Annotated in this window: 11 protein-coding genes; 6 read left to right on the top strand and 5 right to left on the bottom strand. The window is 49.8% G+C overall.

The window, feature by feature from the left end; genetic code table 11:
• The first annotated feature begins 34 nt into the window (after window positions 1-34).
• A complete protein-coding gene (gene ppk1, locus D8682_RS21650; protein ID WP_064544485.1) occupies window positions 35-2095 on the top strand; it encodes a polyphosphate kinase 1 in 2061 nt (686 codons plus the stop codon).
• Window positions 2096-2099: 4 nt separating this feature from the next.
• Entirely contained in the window at window positions 2100-3641 is a 1542-nt protein-coding gene (ppx, locus tag D8682_RS21645; RefSeq protein WP_064544483.1) for an exopolyphosphatase, read from the top strand.
• Between the two features lie 205 nt (window positions 3642-3846).
• Here ppx and D8682_RS21640 read toward each other — a convergent pair whose 3' ends face one another.
• The gene (locus D8682_RS21640; protein WP_121815111.1) at window positions 3847-6084 is read right to left on the bottom strand and encodes an EAL domain-containing protein; all 2238 of its coding nucleotides are present in this window, start codon (window positions 6082-6084) and stop codon (window positions 3847-3849) included.
• Window positions 6085-6449: 365 nt separating this feature from the next.
• On the opposite strand from D8682_RS21640, the gene D8682_RS21635 reads away from it, so the two are divergent.
• Together D8682_RS21635 and D8682_RS21630 are read left to right on the top strand one after the other, a co-directional pair.
• Complete coding sequence (locus D8682_RS21635; RefSeq protein ID WP_083963314.1) at window positions 6450-6620, top strand: YfgG family protein; 171 nt, start codon at window positions 6450-6452, stop codon at window positions 6618-6620.
• Window positions 6621-6770: 150 nt separating this feature from the next.
• Complete coding sequence (locus D8682_RS21630) at window positions 6771-7661, top strand: manganese-dependent inorganic pyrophosphatase (RefSeq protein WP_121815110.1); 891 nt, start codon at window positions 6771-6773, stop codon at window positions 7659-7661.
• Window positions 7662-7862: 201 nt separating this feature from the next.
• Here D8682_RS21630 and guaA read toward each other — a convergent pair whose 3' ends face one another.
• Both guaA and guaB read right to left on the bottom strand, forming a co-directional pair.
• Window positions 7863-9440: a glutamine-hydrolyzing GMP synthase gene (gene guaA / locus D8682_RS21625; protein ID WP_064544477.1), complete on the bottom strand. Its 1578-nt coding sequence runs from the start codon at window positions 9438-9440 to the stop codon at window positions 7863-7865.
• Between the two features lie 68 nt (window positions 9441-9508).
• Window positions 9509-10975, bottom strand: coding sequence for an IMP dehydrogenase (gene guaB / locus D8682_RS21620; RefSeq protein ID WP_064544475.1), 1467 nt, complete (start codon window positions 10973-10975; stop codon window positions 9509-9511).
• A gap of 169 nt (window positions 10976-11144) precedes the next feature.
• Here guaB and xseA point away from each other — a divergent pair, with 169 nt between their 5' ends.
• A complete protein-coding gene (xseA, locus tag D8682_RS21615; RefSeq protein ID WP_121815109.1) occupies window positions 11145-12527 on the top strand; it encodes an exodeoxyribonuclease VII large subunit in 1383 nt (460 codons plus the stop codon).
• Between the two features lie 3 nt (window positions 12528-12530).
• On the opposite strand, the gene D8682_RS21610 is transcribed toward xseA, so the two are convergent.
• Window positions 12531-12752, bottom strand: a complete 222-nt coding sequence (locus D8682_RS21610; RefSeq protein WP_121815108.1) for a zinc ribbon domain-containing protein — start codon at window positions 12750-12752, stop codon at window positions 12531-12533.
• Window positions 12753-12963: 211 nt separating this feature from the next.
• On the opposite strand from D8682_RS21610, the gene D8682_RS21605 reads away from it, so the two are divergent.
• Window positions 12964-13572, top strand: a complete 609-nt coding sequence (locus D8682_RS21605) for a lysozyme inhibitor LprI family protein (RefSeq protein ID WP_121815107.1) — start codon at window positions 12964-12966, stop codon at window positions 13570-13572.
• Between the two features lie 84 nt (window positions 13573-13656).
• On the opposite strand, the gene der is transcribed toward D8682_RS21605, so the two are convergent.
• Entirely contained in the window at window positions 13657-15162 is a 1506-nt protein-coding gene (gene der, locus D8682_RS21600; RefSeq protein WP_064544467.1) for a ribosome biogenesis GTPase Der, read from the bottom strand.
• Between the last annotated feature and the right edge of the window lie 36 nt (window positions 15163-15198).

Here is a 15198-nt window from a genome sequence, read left to right as displayed (position 1 = left end):
CATTTAACGTCCACGAAAACGCAAGTGAGGGCTAATGGGTCAGGATAAGCTGTATATCGAAAAAGAACTGAGCTGGTTGTCTTTTAACGAACGTGTGCTCCAGGAAGCAGCGGATAAAATTAATCCGTTGATTGAGCGAATGCGTTTTCTCGGCATCTATTCGAATAACCTTGATGAGTTTTACAAAGTCCGTTTCGCTGAACTCAAACGGCGCATTCTGATCAGTGAAGAACAAGGTACGGCGCCCAATTCGCGTCATTTACTCAATAAAATTCAGGCGCGGGTGCTGAAAGCCGATCAAGAATTTGATGGCTTATACAACGATCTGCTGCTGGAAATGGCGCGTAATCAGATATTTTTGATCAACGAACGCCAGCTTTCCCCAAATCAGCAAAACTGGCTGCGCCACTACTTTAAACATTATCTGCGCCAGCACATCACCCCGATTCTGATTAACCACGACACCGACCTGGTGCAGTTCCTGAAAGATGATTACACCTATCTGGCGGTAGAAATTATCCAGGGCAGCGACATCCGCTACGCCTTGCTGGAAATCCCGTCCGATAAAGTGCCGCGTTTTGTGAATCTTCCACCGGAAGCACCACGCCGCCGCAAGCCGATGATCCTGCTGGATAACATTCTGCGCTATTGCCTGGACGACATTTTTAAAGGCTTCTTCGATTACGACTCATTAAACGCGTATTCGATGAAAATGACTCGTGACGCAGAATATGATCTGGTCACCGAAATGGAATCCAGCCTGCTGGAACTGATGTCATCAAGCCTGAAACAGCGTTTGACCGCCGAACCGGTGCGCTTTGTGTATCAGCGAGATATGCCCGACGCGATGGTTGAAATGCTGCGTAATAAGCTCACCATCACTAATTACGACTCTATTATTCCTGGTGGTCGGTATCACAATTTTAAAGATTTCATTAGCTTCCCGAATGTCGGCAAAGCCAATTTAATCAACAAACCGCTGCCGCGCCTGCGTCATATCTGGTTCGACAAATTCCGCAACGGCTTTGATGCGATCCGTAATCGCGACGTGCTGCTCTATTATCCGTATCACACGTTCGAGCATGTGCTGGAATTGCTGCGTCAGGCCTCGTTCGACCCCAGCGTACTGGCGATAAAAATCAATATTTACCGTGTGGCAAAAGACTCGCGCATCATTGAGTCGATGATCCACGCCGCGCATAACGGCAAGAAAGTCACCGTGGTGGTTGAGTTGCAGGCGCGCTTTGACGAAGAAGCCAATATTCATTGGGCAAAACGCCTGACGGAAGCCGGCGTGCACGTTATTTTCTCCGCACCTGGGCTGAAAATTCACGCCAAGTTATTCCTGATATCCCGTAAAGAAGGTGAGGAAGTGGTGCGTTATGCCCACATCGGCACCGGCAACTTTAACGAGAAAACCGCCCGTCTTTATACTGACTATTCGTTGCTGACCTGTGACGCACGTATCACTAATGAAGTACGCCGGGTATTCAACTTTATCGAAAACCCGTATCGTCCGGTGACCTTTGAGCACCTGATGGTCTCGCCGCAAAACTCGCGCCGCCTGCTGTACGATTTGGTCGATAAAGAAATTGCCAATGCGCAAAACGGACAACCGTCTGGCATTACTCTGAAACTGAATAATCTGGTCGATAAAGGGCTGGTAGACCGGCTGTATGCTGCGTCAAGCTCTGGCGTGAAGGTGAATCTGTTGGTGCGGGGAATGTGTTCGTTAATCCCTAATCTGGAAGGCATCAGCGATAACATCCGCGTGATCAGTATTGTTGACCGTTATCTGGAACACGATCGCGTCTATATTTTTGAAAATGGTGGCGATAAGAAAGTCTATCTCTCCTCCGCCGACTGGATGACCCGTAACATTGATTACCGCATTGAAGTAGCCGTCGCTATTCTCGACCCGCGCCTGAAACAGCGGGTGCTGGATATCATTGAAATTTTATTCAGTGATACGGTGAAAGCGCGCTACATCGACAAAGAACTCAGTAATCGCTATGTGCCGCGTGGCAACCGCCGCAAGGTGCGCTCGCAACTGGCGATTTACGATTACATCAAATCTCTGGAACAACCTGAATAACGCCATGCCGATAAAAAAACACGCTCCACGACCGCAAGAATTTGCCGCGGTAGACCTTGGTTCGAACAGCTTCCACATGGTTATCGCCCGTGTGGTTGATGGCGCGATGCAAATTATCGGGCGCCTGAAACAACGCGTCCACTTAGCTGATGGTCTGAATGCTGATAACGAGTTAAGCGAAGAAGCAATGGAGCGTGGGCTGTCATGCCTGGCGTTATTTGCTGAACGCCTGCAAGGGTTCTCAGCCGAAAACGTCTGTATTGTCGGTACGCATAGTTTGCGCCAGGCGGTCAACGCCGAAGCGTTCCTGAAACGCGCCGAGCAGGTTATTCCCTACCCGATTGAAATTATTTCCGGTAACGAAGAAGCGCGTCTGATTTTCATGGGTGTGGAACATACCCAGCCGGAAAAAGGCCGCAAACTGGTGATTGATATTGGAGGGGGTTCCACTGAACTGGTGATTGGCGAGGATTTTGAACCGAAGCTGGTCGAAAGCCGCCGTATGGGCTGCGTGAGCTTTGCGCAAAACTTTTTCCCCAACGGGAATATCACGCCAGAAAACTTCAAACGTGCGCGCCTTGCCGCAGTGCAAAAACTGGAGAATCTCTCCTGGCAGTATCGCTTGCAAGGCTGGAATGTGGCGATGGGCGCTTCCGGCACCATCAAAGCCGCTCATGAAGTGCTGGTGAATATGGGTGAGAAAGACGGAATAATTACCCCTGAACGCCTGGAAATGCTGCGCGATGAAGTATTGAAGTACAAGAGTTTCAGCGCCATGAGCCTGCCGGGGTTATCCGAAGAACGAAAAGCGGTATTTGTGCCGGGTCTGGCGATTCTTTGCGGCGTGTTTGATTCACTGGCAATTCGTGAATTACGTCTGTCTGACGGAGCGCTTCGCGAAGGTGTGCTGTATGAAATGGAAGGCCGTTTCCGCCATCAGGACATTCGTATTCGTACCGCGCAAAGCCTGGCAGATCAGTACCATATCGATAGTGATCAGGCTAAGCGGGTGCTGACAACCACCGAGCATATGTATCAGCAGTGGGAGATTCAAAACCCGAAACTGGCCAATCCCCAGATGGGCGCACTACTGAAATGGTCTGCGATGCTGCACGAAGTGGGGCTGAATATTAATCACAGCGGGTTACATCGCCATTCAGCTTATATTCTGCAACACAGCAACTTGCCGGGGTTTAACCAGGAACAGCAGATGTTGATAGCTTCCCTGGTGCGCTATCATCGTAAAGCGATAAAGATTGACGATCTACCACGCTTTACCCTGTTTAAGAAAAAGCAGTTCTTGCCGTTAATTCAGATCCTGCGCCTCGGCGTGTTGCTTAATAACCAGCGCCAGGCCACCACCACCCCACCGACTCTGGTGCTGGAAACGGATGAAAGCCATTGGACGTTGCGTTTTCCACACGACTGGTTCAGCCAAAACACGCTGGTGTTGCTGGATTTAGAGCGTGAACAGCAATATTGGGAGAGTACTCCCGGATGGCGGCTATCAATCGAAGAAGAAGTCAGCCCGAACGTGGCTGCCTGACAGCAAAAAGCACAAACGCCCTGATGGGCGTTTCAGACTGATGACAAACCTCTTCGTAGGTCGGATAAGCGCAGCGTCATCCGACACTTTTATCTGCAACAACAGGCGAAAATGGCGGATGGCGCTAGCGCTTATCCCCCCTACAACACCTGTTTAATGACCGTTGTCAGCCATCTAAAACGCCCATCAGGGCGTTTATTACTTTCTACGCCTTATCTGGCTGCTCAAGCAGAGTTTCAAGCAGTTGCGGGCGTCCTATCAAATAGCCCTGAACGTAATCGATTCCGAGGCTTTGCACGGCGGCTTTGACCTGTTCGCTTTCAACATACTCAGCCACCAGCTGCATCTTTTTCATGCGTGCCAACTGACAGATAGAATCCACAATCTGATAATCCAGGCTACTGGTCATCATATTGCGAATAAAACTGCCGTCGATTTTGAGGATGTCCGCATTAATATCTTTCAGACGTGCATAACTGGCGTAACCGGTACCAAAATCATCAATCGCTATCCGGCACCCCATATTTTGTAATGCGTTCAACGTCGCATTGACCTGTTCAATATTAGTTAACGAGTTGCTTTCAGTAATTTCAAAAATAAGCTGCCAGGGTTCAATGCTGTAGCATTTCAACAAGTTTTTCACTTCACTGGCGAACTGCAATCGTCCCACCGATGCCGGAGTTAAGTTGATGGAAAAACGGCTGCCGGGGAGTTGTTCCCGATGGTTATTCATAAATTTCAATGTGGCTTCTAATACCCATCTATCGATTTTAGAAGATAAGCCAAACTCATGTGCCACCGGCAAAAACGCGTCAGGCATAAACAGATTATCCCCTGCGTTATCGCCCTTCATACGCAGCAATATTTCATGATAATTATCGCCGCGGATCCCTTCGATACGCTGCACCATCAACACGAAACTTCCGGAATCAATCGCTATCTGCAGGCGGTTCATCATTGCGACTTTATTTCTCACCGCGTTCTGCACATGGTTTGACCCCTGTTGCTGCAGGCTTTCTGGTTTTAGGGTCGTTAGCGACAAGTCAGCCATGGTGCTGAGTTCGCCCAGCAGGTAGTAAATGTGGGTGACGGGTTGGCGAATATGGCAATAACTGATGCCCACTTGTGGCTGCATCGCCATGCCATCCCACATAAAGCGAAATTTTTTCACATGCTGATCAAGAGACTCAATGCGCTCATGATACGAATCATAATTTACGCGCACTGCCAATTCATGGCCTGACAGGTGATAAACATTTTCGTTATTGCTCAAGAAAGGTTGCAGATAATCATTGAGCTGCTGCTTATATTGGATACGTAGTTGTACGCCGTAGTTACGCCCTAAAAGCTCTAGCTCTGGCACACGCAAAAAAGCTAACGCCGACCACGGATGAGTGGATAATTCGCGGTTAAGTGCCCGTAAATTTGGCATCTGTACGACGGGGTCAATAAACGCAACACGGCGTGCTTTTCTATGCAGAAAGCGCTGGCGAGTGGTAACAACCGCCATCAGATAAATAGTCACCGAGAAGACGGCGTAACACGATGAAGCTATAGCCAGATGGAGCTGAAAGCCCATGTAGGGCGGCAAGTAGTTATGAAAACCGCTGCACAGGATAGTTAAAATAACGGTCCAGATGGTGGTGATAAACAGGAAACCAAAACGCATTGCACCCCACAGCATGACCGGCAGAATGAGCGTTAGCGTGTAATCGGTGGTGAAAATGGTGCTGTAATCATTATTTGGCAATAACAGCAGGCTAATCAGAAGGACGACAAATGCGGCCCAAAGTGCCATCTCCGTTTTCGTCACCCCCGACTGCATCTGCGCTTTCATTCGCGAAATAAACGAGAAAACAAAACGCGGATTGCGGCACATCCGGATGACGATATAAAAGAACGGTATACCGGTTAAACAACCAATCAGCACTGCCTGAAAATTGATTAATGTCCTGGCATGGAAAAGATTTTCTACACTGTTTTGGCCCGCAACCTGGTACCAGCCAAAGAAAATACCAAACTGGTAGATAGCCAAAAAAATCAATGAGTTGATCAGTATCAACCAAATCATGCGTGGTGCTGTAAGGGTGATGACACCAAACATAACTGAATTGCGTCGGGGCACAAAAATACGATAGCCACCCCAGCTTATCATTATGGGAATTAAGAAATGTATGACCGCAATTAATGGGGCAAACTCACCACTAAATGGAATAAAGCAGATCGATAGCGCAAGCATAATTCCCGGCAGGGCCGTCCATCCGAAAATCAACATAAATGCGGTCATCAAACCAAGCGGCATGTAGACCAGGAACACCAGCCCGCCATCCATGATGGTATGGGCGTTACACCACATCGCGATGGGCAGCAGAATACTTGGCAGCACCAAAGGAAGCGCCCACCATTTGTTTTTAGATTTCTGATACCAGCTTGCCAGATACATTGATTGTCGCCAAAAACCCTGTCATCCAGCCTGGGTAAACTCCGAACAGGAATCCTGCCTGGTCGATAAGCCATATTGCTATGGAACGGAGTGCAGATTTTAGTTAGGGATTATCTGATGAAGGTGATCTATATCAACTTCTTGCCGGAGTTTTCATTTCTTGAGTAAAGAATTCAAAACAATGACTGTATATATATTAATCAGCCAATATTAAGATATGCTCATATAACAAGGGTGAATGATTCCGTAAATGACTCTGAGATGTCCGGCATTTGACCTTCAAGTAACGCTGTGTCTAAATACCACCGTCGCCCGCGGTTGACGGGTAAACATCAAGGTTCATTTGCGTGACACAGGTTACGAGTATGCGAAGACGACATAAGTTTAACAATCGTATGACCCGCATTATTCTGCTCATCAGTTTTCTCTTCCTTTTTGGCCGTTTTGTCTACTCTGCTATCGGTGCCTGGTACCATCATCAGGACAAAGTAGAAACACAGCAAAACAGCTTGTCTGTGGATAACACTAGCCGGTAACGCCTCACCTCAAAACATTGATATTCTAACCGCCAGACAGGTGGTCGATTCTGCTCGCCTGAACATTGTGAAATGACTGCGGATGGCGACCTATACTCTAACGACCCGCCATGAAGCGCGAAGAATAAATTTGTGACCAGGAGAGATTAAATGATACATGTCTTTGGCCATCTGAATCCCGACAGCGATACGGTCTGCACTGCATACATGGCTGCGCGTTGGCTGACGATTAAAGGGCAAAATGCTCAGGCATTTCGCCTCGGTGAATTAAACCCAGAAACAGCCTATATTTTTCGCCATGCGGGCCTGACGCCTCCGCCGCTGCTTGATGATTCCCTGGCGGGCAAAGATGTCTGGCTGGTTGATTTCACCGAACCCGCTCAGGGGCCTGCGTCACTGAGTGAAAGCAATGTTGTCGGGATTATCGACCATCACCGTCTTGGCGGCCTAATCACTCAACTCCCCCCTGAAGTCTGGATAAAACCTGTCGGCAGCAGTGCGACCTTGTTATGGCAGTTGATGACCCCAGCTATTCGCCGTGAGATTTCCCCTGGCGAAGCCATTTTGCTGTTAGGAGCCGCGCTGAGTGATACCGTAGCACTTCGCTCGCCGACCACCACTGACGACGATCGCCAGGCCATTGATGAGCTCTGCTCTCTGGCAAAAGTAGATCGGGAAGATTTCATTCGTGATTTACTGACCGCGAAGACAGATATTGTCGGTTTGAGCGCAGAAGAGTTGCTGAATAAAGACAGTAAAATGTTTGATATTTCGGGGAATAAAGTGCTAGCTGCACAACTCGAATTATATTCGCTGGACCAGGTAGAACCGCTTATGGATGAACTTAAATTAGCGATGGAACAGCGGGTCACCACATCCGGGGCTGACCTGGTGGTTTTGATGCTGACCGATATCAGCGCTGAGTGCTCAAGGCTCTATTTTGCTGGCCCTGCACTTGCCGATAATGCCCCCTGCACCATCGCCGGAATGTTAAGTCGCAAAAAACAGCTCCTTCCCTGGCTGCATGCGCGGCTTGGTTAAATTACATCATAAAAAAAGCCCATTAAAAAATGGGCTTCGACTGATGACAAACCTTTTCGTAGGTCGGATAAGCGCAGCGTCATCCGACAAAACTGGCGAAAATGGTGGATGACGCAAACGCTTATCCACCCTACAAAACCCGTTCATCACCCTTTGTCAGCAATCGACTGCCAGATAGTGACAGTTATGCCTAAAGACGGGTTATTCCCACTCGATAGTCGCTGGCGGTTTGCCAGAAATATCGTAAACCACGCGGGAAATGCCGTTAACTTCGTTGATAATACGGTTGGATACGCGGCCAAGGAAATCATATGGCAGGTGCGCCCAATGCGCGGTCATAAAGTCGATGGTTTCCACTGCGCGCAGTGAGACAACCCAATCGTATTTACGACCATCGCCCATCACGCCAACGGAGCGAACTGGCAGGAACACGGTGAATGCCTGGCTTACTTTGTTGTAGAGATCTGCTTTATGCAGTTCTTCAATAAAGATGGCATCAGCACGACGCAGCAGGTCGCAGTATTCTTTCTTCACTTCGCCCAATACGCGCACACCAAGACCTGGCCCCGGGAACGGGTGACGGTAAAGCATGTCGTACGGCAGGCCGAGTTCCAGACCAATTTTACGTACTTCGTCTTTGAACAGCTCACGCAGCGGCTCAACCAGACCCATCTTCATCTCTTTCGGCAAGCCGCCCACGTTGTGGTGAGATTTGATGACGTGTGCTTTACCGGTCGCAGAGGCAGCAGATTCGATAACGTCCGGATAAATGGTGCCCTGCGCCAGCCACTTCACATCTTCCAGTTTCAGTGCTTCTTCATCGAACACTTCAACGAACACACGGCCGATGATTTTACGTTTCGCTTCTGGTTCGTTCTCGCCCGCCAACGCAGACAGGAAGCGTTCTTCACCTTTAACGTGAACAATGTTCAGGCCGAAGTGGTCGCCAAACATGTCCATCACTTGTTCAGCTTCGTTCAAACGCAGCAGGCCGTTATCCACGAATACGCAAGTCAGACGGTCGCCAATCGCGCGGTGCAGCAGCATAGCGGTAACGGAAGAATCCACGCCACCAGACAAGCCCAGAATAACTTTGTCGTTACCCACTTGTTCACGCAGACGAACAATCGCGTCTTCAATGATTTTTGCCGGAGTCCACAGCGCTTCGCAGCCACAGATATCCAGAACAAAACGCTCCAGCAGACGCTGACCCTGACGGGTGTGGGTCACTTCCGGGTGGAACTGCACGCCATAAAAACGTTTTTCTTCGTTTGCCATAATCGCAAACGGGCAAGTCTCGGTGCTGGCAACGGTAACGAAGTCAGACGGGATCGCAGTGACTTTATCGCCGTGGCTCATCCAGACATCCAGCAACGGTTTACCATCGGCGCTCAGGGAATCTTCGATACCGCGAACCAATGCGCTATCAGTTTTCACTTCAACTTGCGCGTAACCGAACTCACGTTCACTGGAACCTTCAACATGGCCGCCGAGCTGCATCGCCATGGTCTGCATGCCGTAGCACACACCAAATACTGGCACACCTGCAGTAAAGACATATTCAGGCGCTCGTGGGCTGTTCTGCTCGGTAGTACTTTCCGGTCCACCAGAAAGAATGATACCGCTTGGATTGAAATCACGAATCTGTGCTTCCGTGACATCCCATGCCCACAGCTCACAGTAAACGCCAAGCTCGCGCACACGACGCGCAACGAGTTGAGTATACTGAGAACCGAAATCAAGGATAAGTATGCGATGTTTATGGATATTTTCCGTCATTGACGCTTATTCCAAGGCAAGTGAAACAGATAAAGAAAATCGCCCGGCATAAAGCCGGGCGAGGAGAATCAGGAGCCCATACGGTAGTTCGGGGACTCTTTAGTAATCGTCACATCGTGGACGTGACTTTCCTGAATACCCGCACCGCTGATGCGTACAAATTCCGCTTTGGTACGCAGGTCGTCGATGGTACCACAGCCAGTCAGACCCATACAGGAACGCAGGCCCCCCATCTGCTGGTGAACGATCTCTTTCAAACGGCCTTTGTAAGCCACGCGGCCTTCGATACCTTCCGGTACCAGTTTGTCCGCTGCGTTGTCAGTCTGGAAGTAACGGTCAGAAGAACCTTTAGACATAGCACCCAGAGAACCCATACCACGGTAGGATTTGAAAGAACGGCCCTGGTAGAGTTCGATTTCGCCTGGAGATTCTTCAGTTCCTGCCAGCATGCCGCCAACCATCACAGCAGATGCGCCCGCCGCGATAGCTTTAGCGATATCACCAGAGAAGCGGATACCGCCGTCAGCAATAACAGGAATGCCTGTGCCTTCCAGTGCTTCAACAGCATCAGCAACCGCAGTAATTTGCGGAACACCCACGCCAGTGACGATACGAGTGGTACAGATGGAGCCTGGGCCGATACCGACTTTAACCGCACTCACACCAGCGTCAGCCAGCGCACGCGCGCCATTGGCTGTAGCAACGTTGCCGCCAATGATTTGCAGGTCAGGATATTTAGCGCGAGTTTCACGAATACGTTGCAGAACGCCTTCGGAATGACCATGAGAGGAGTCAATCAGTAAAACGTCGACACCAGCGGCCACCAGAGCGTCGATACGCTCTTCGTTGCCCGCACCTGCGCCTACGGCCGCCCCAACACGCAGACGGCCCTGGTCGTCTTTACAGGCGTTAGGTTTACGTTCCGCTTTTTGGAAGTCTTTTACGGTGATCATACCGTGCAGATGGAAATTGCCGTCAACGACCAACGCCTTCTCAACACGCTTTTCGTGCATTTTAGACAGCACGACATCACGAGCTTCGCCTTCTTTCACGGTAACCAGACGCTCTTTCGGGGTCATGTACACGCTAACAGGCTGGTTTAAGTCGGTGACAAAGCGAACGTCGCGACCGGTAATAATACCGACCAGTTCATTGGCTTCAGTGACCACAGGGTAACCCGCAAAACCATTACGTGCGGTGAGTTCTTTAACTTCGTGCAGAGTGGTAGTCGGCAGCACGGTCTGTGGGTCAGTTACAACGCCACTTTCGTGTTTTTTCACGCGTTTGACTTCTTCAGCCTGGCGCTCAATAGACATATTTTTGTGAATGAAACCAAGTCCACCTTCCTGAGCCAATGCGATGGCCAGACGGGCTTCCGTTACGGTATCCATTGCTGCTGAGAGCATAGGGATATTCAAACGAATAGTTTTGGTCAATTGGGTGCTGAGATCGGCCGTGTTAGGCAGAACTGTAGAGTGAGCTGGAACGAGGAGAACGTCATCAAACGTCAGTGCTTCTTTAGCGATTCGTAGCATGGCAATATCTCAACCTGGGGTGAATGAGAACAGATAAAATATTGCCGCGGCATTATACAGAGCGGAATCGATTGCATCCACACTTTTTTAAGAAAACTCCTTGCCAAGACGAATACGAAAGGTACTATCGACCGAATAACTTGCTGATTTAGAATTTGATCCAGGTCACATGCCAACGAAAAATACCCCTGCAATTTTTACTGTCAGCCGCCTGAATCAGACGGTGCGTATGCTGCTGGAACAAGAGATGGGGCAAGTCTGGATCAGCGGTGAAATTTCCAACTTTACCCAACCGGCTTCCGGTCACTGGTACTTCACACTCAAAGACGATACCGCTCAAATTCGTGGGGCGATGTTCCGCAACAGCAATCGTCGCGTCACCTTCCGTCCGCAACACGGGCAGCAGGTTTTGGTGCGCGCCACGCTCACACTGTATGAACCGCGTGGTGACTACCAAATCATCGTAGAAAGTATGCAACCTGCCGGTGAAGGGCTGTTGCAGCAGCAGTATGAAGAATTAAAACAGCGCCTCACCGTTGAAGGTTTATTCGACCAAATTCATAAGCAGCCATTGCCAACCCCTGCGTATCAGGTTGGGGTCATTACCTCAAAAACCGGTGCCGCACTGCATGACATCCTGCATATCCTGAAACGTCGTGACCCTTCGTTGCCAGTGATCATTTACCCCACTGCGGTTCAGGGCGCCGATGCGCCACTGCAAATCGTGCGTGCTATCGAATTGGCCAACCTCCGCAAAGAGTGCGACGTGTTGATTGTTGGGCGCGGCGGTGGTTCGCTGGAGGATTTGTGGAGTTTTAACGACGAGCGCGTGGCTCGCGCCATATTTGCCAGTCAAATTCCCGTAGTTAGCGCCGTAGGCCATGAAACTGACGTCACGATCGCCGATTTTGTCTCCGATGTTCGTGCTCCGACCCCTTCTGCAGCGGCAGAAATTGTTAGCCGTAATCAGGTGGAGCTGTTACGCCAGATTCAGTCGCAACAGCAACGCATGGAAATGGCGATGGATTACTACCTCGCCCAGCGCTCGCAGCGTTTCACCCGCTTACATCATCGTTTGCAACAACAACATCCACAGCTGCGTTTAGCTCGCCAGCAAACTACGCTCGAGCGCTTGCAACAGCGCCTGAATGGAGCAATGGATGCCAAACTGCGCCGCACCACTCAGCAGCAGCAACGCCTGATGCAACGTTTGAATCAACAACAACCGCAGCCAAGAATTCACCGTGCGCAGACTCGCTTGCAACAGCTTGAATATCGCTTATCGCAGGTTGTGACTGCCCGCCTGAGCAATACGCGCCAGCGCTTTGGCACCGCTATTGCGCAGCTTGAAGCAGTCAGCCCGCTGGCAACCCTTGCGCGTGGTTATAGCGTGACTACGGCGACAGACGGCAAAGTGCTGAAAAAGACCAAACAAGTGCATTCCGGAGATACGCTAACGACGCGTCTGGAGGATGGTTGGGTAGAAAGCCAGGTCACCGGCATTACACCGGTGAAACCTGCTCGCAAGCGTAAAACGGTTGCGAAAAGTTAGAACTTAGTTCGCAACAGGCACGAAATCGACGCGTTTCTTCGAAATCAATCCGTGGCCGTTTTGGCAGAAATAGTCGACTGCGCCACACGCTTTTAAAACTTCCAGCGGCTTATGGCAATCCGGGCAGTGGGCTTCCAGGCGAAAATCCTGCTGGCAGGTTTCGCAGCGCGCGCCCGAGTCTGTTTGCTGTAATGGGGTTTCACACACCGGACATTTCACTTCCATAATTACTCCTGACAACTCTTCGCGATATTTGTCTTTTGATGATAAAGACAAACCTGCCAATAATCACCAATAACACTCCCCATGCTGGCAAACGGCTATTGGGGATATCGTGTTGGGCGGGGTTCATTTATTTAAAACCAGATAGTGCTGATTGGAAAAAATGGGTGAATAGTGAATAACTTAATTTAGTATTTTTACCTGAGGGTTCATCATGAAAAAGTTGCTTCTTATCGCAGTGGCCTTACTCCCTCTCTCAGCATTGGCTGCCCCTCCGCAGGCGTTCAATTTTAGCTGTGGGAAAACTGGCGGAACTTACAGTGACGGTAAAGGTGGCGTGTGGGTGAATGGTCAAAAAGCGACGATTAAACAGAGCAGCCCGACCTATTGGGAAGCGACCAGTGGAAAAACAGTGATCAGCATTGTGCGTTCAGCAGACGGTAATCCTGAGATTTCTTTTACCGGCCCCAATCGTACTCACGGCGTCTGTTTACCCGAAGATGAAGTAAGCTTCGCGCCGACTGCACAGAAAAAAAATGAGCAGAAATCTGGGCCTTCATTTTCATGTTCAGCAGTAAGTAAAAGCAGTATGGAAGAGTTGATTTGCCAAAACGAAACGCTTTCCGCGCTGGATCTCAAACTGGCGAATATCTACAAGCAAGCTCTGGTGAAATCAAATAATAATTCCACGCTTAAAGCTGAGCAGCGTGGATGGATTAAGGGGCGTGATGAATGCTGGAAAGCAGATGACAAAACCTCTTGCCTGAATGACTCATATCAGCAACGCATCAGCGAATTACAGAAAAAGTACCAGGTACAATAAGCAAAATCGTTACCAATAGCCTGAATGTATAAAAGCCCGCGATGCGGGCTTTTTGTTTTGCTAACGGCTGGTAACCGCGCAGTTTTATTTGCTTTTCTTGATGTGCTTGATCAAACGCTTACGCTTACGCATCTGATTCGGTGTCAGCGTGTTACGTTTGTTGGCAAACGGGTTCTCGCCTTCCTTGAACTGGATACGGATTGGCGTGCCCATAACATCCAGCGATTTGCGGAAGTAGTTCATCAAGTAACGCTTGTAGGAATCCGGCAGGTCTTTCACCTGGTTGCCGTGGATGACGACAATTGGCGGGTTATAACCACCGGCGTGAGCGTATTTCAGCTTAACACGGCGACCACGAACCAACGGTGGCTGGTGATCTTCCGCAGCCATGGTCATGATGCGAGTCAGAAGCGCGGTGCTTACACGACGCGTGGAGCTGTCATAGGCTTCGCGAACAGATTCGAACAGGTTGCCAACACCGCTACCGTGCAACGCAGAGATAAAGTGCACACGAGCAAAATCGATGAAGCCGAGACGGTAATCCAGGGTCTCTTTGACTTGCTCCCTGACTTCGTTGCTCAGACCATCCCACTTGTTGACCACAATCACCAGTGAGCGCCCACTATTCAGGATAAAGCCGAGCAGCGACAGATCCTGATCAGAAATACCTTCACGAGCATCGATAACCAGCATCACAACGTTGGCATCTTCAATCGCTTGCAGGGTTTTGATTACCGAGAATTTCTCAACGGTTTCAGTGATTTTGCCACGCTTACGAACACCTGCGGTGTCGATAAGGATGTATTCGCGCTCATCACGTTCCATTGGAATGTAGATGCTATCACGCGTGGTTCCCGGCATGTCATAGACCACAACACGGTCTTCGCCAAGAATACGGTTAGTAAGCGTTGACTTACCTACGTTCGGACGACCAACAATTGCCAGTTTGATGGGTAAATCGATAGGGTTGAAAGCTTCTTCTTCCTCTTCTTCAATCTCTTCGTCGTCTTCAGAAACAATGCCATGTTTAGCATTGAATGCCGCCCAGTAGGCTGTATCTTCATCGATCTCTTCTTCCGGTTCACGCGGATTAGTTTCATCGATGAACGGAATCAGCACGTGTTCCAGCAGCGTTGTTACGCCGCGGCCATGAGATGCTGCGATAGGGTGAATTTCACCTAATCCCAAAGAGTAGAAATCGATAACCGCCTGATCAGGGTCCATGCCGTCAGTTTTATTCGCCACCAGGAAGGTTGGCTTCTGACGAGAACGCAGATGTTTGGCAATGGCTTCATCGGCAGGCATCAGGCCAGCACGCGCATCCACCATAAACAGCACTACATCGGCTTCTTCAATCGCTAACAGCGACTGTGCAGCCATATGTGTTTCAACGCCATCTTCCGTTCCATCAATACCACCGGTATCAATGGCGATAAATTCGCGACCTTCCACTTCAGCACGACCATACTTGCGGTCGCGAGTCAGCCCCGGGAAATCCGCGACCAGCGCATCTCGGGTACGCGTCAAGCGGTTAAACAACGTGGATTTTCCGACATTAGGGCGCCCGACAAGCGCAACCACAGGTACCATGATAAAAGCCTCATTACTCAAAATTCATCATAAAAC

This window comes from Buttiauxella sp. 3AFRM03 (genome assembly GCF_003675305.1).
In the GTDB taxonomy this organism is placed as follows: Bacteria; Pseudomonadota; Gammaproteobacteria; order Enterobacterales; family Enterobacteriaceae; genus Buttiauxella; species Buttiauxella ferragutiae.
This window is presented reverse-complemented; position numbering and strand designations above follow the sequence as displayed.

Coding starts and splice junctions, on each gene's coding strand:
- D8682_RS21635 (WP_083963314.1), top strand. CDS start 6,450: ATGCGAAGACGACATAAGTTTAACAATCGTATGACCCGCATTATTCTG.
- xseA (WP_121815109.1), top strand. CDS start 11,145: ATGCCAACGAAAAATACCCCTGCAATTTTTACTGTCAGCCGCCTGAAT.
- D8682_RS21630 (WP_121815110.1), top strand. CDS start 6,771: ATGATACATGTCTTTGGCCATCTGAATCCCGACAGCGATACGGTCTGC.
- ppx (WP_064544483.1), top strand. CDS start 2,100: ATGCCGATAAAAAAACACGCTCCACGACCGCAAGAATTTGCCGCGGTA.
- D8682_RS21605 (WP_121815107.1), top strand. CDS start 12,964: ATGAAAAAGTTGCTTCTTATCGCAGTGGCCTTACTCCCTCTCTCAGCA.
- ppk1 (WP_064544485.1), top strand. CDS start 35: ATGGGTCAGGATAAGCTGTATATCGAAAAAGAACTGAGCTGGTTGTCT.
- guaB (WP_064544475.1), bottom strand. CDS start 10,975: ATGCTACGAATCGCTAAAGAAGCACTGACGTTTGATGACGTTCTCCTC.
- D8682_RS21640 (WP_121815111.1), bottom strand. CDS start 6,084: ATGTATCTGGCAAGCTGGTATCAGAAATCTAAAAACAAATGGTGGGCG.
- D8682_RS21610 (WP_121815108.1), bottom strand. CDS start 12,752: ATGGAAGTGAAATGTCCGGTGTGTGAAACCCCATTACAGCAAACAGAC.
- guaA (WP_064544477.1), bottom strand. CDS start 9,440: ATGACGGAAAATATCCATAAACATCGCATACTTATCCTTGATTTCGGT.
- der (WP_064544467.1), bottom strand. CDS start 15,162: ATGGTACCTGTGGTTGCGCTTGTCGGGCGCCCTAATGTCGGAAAATCC.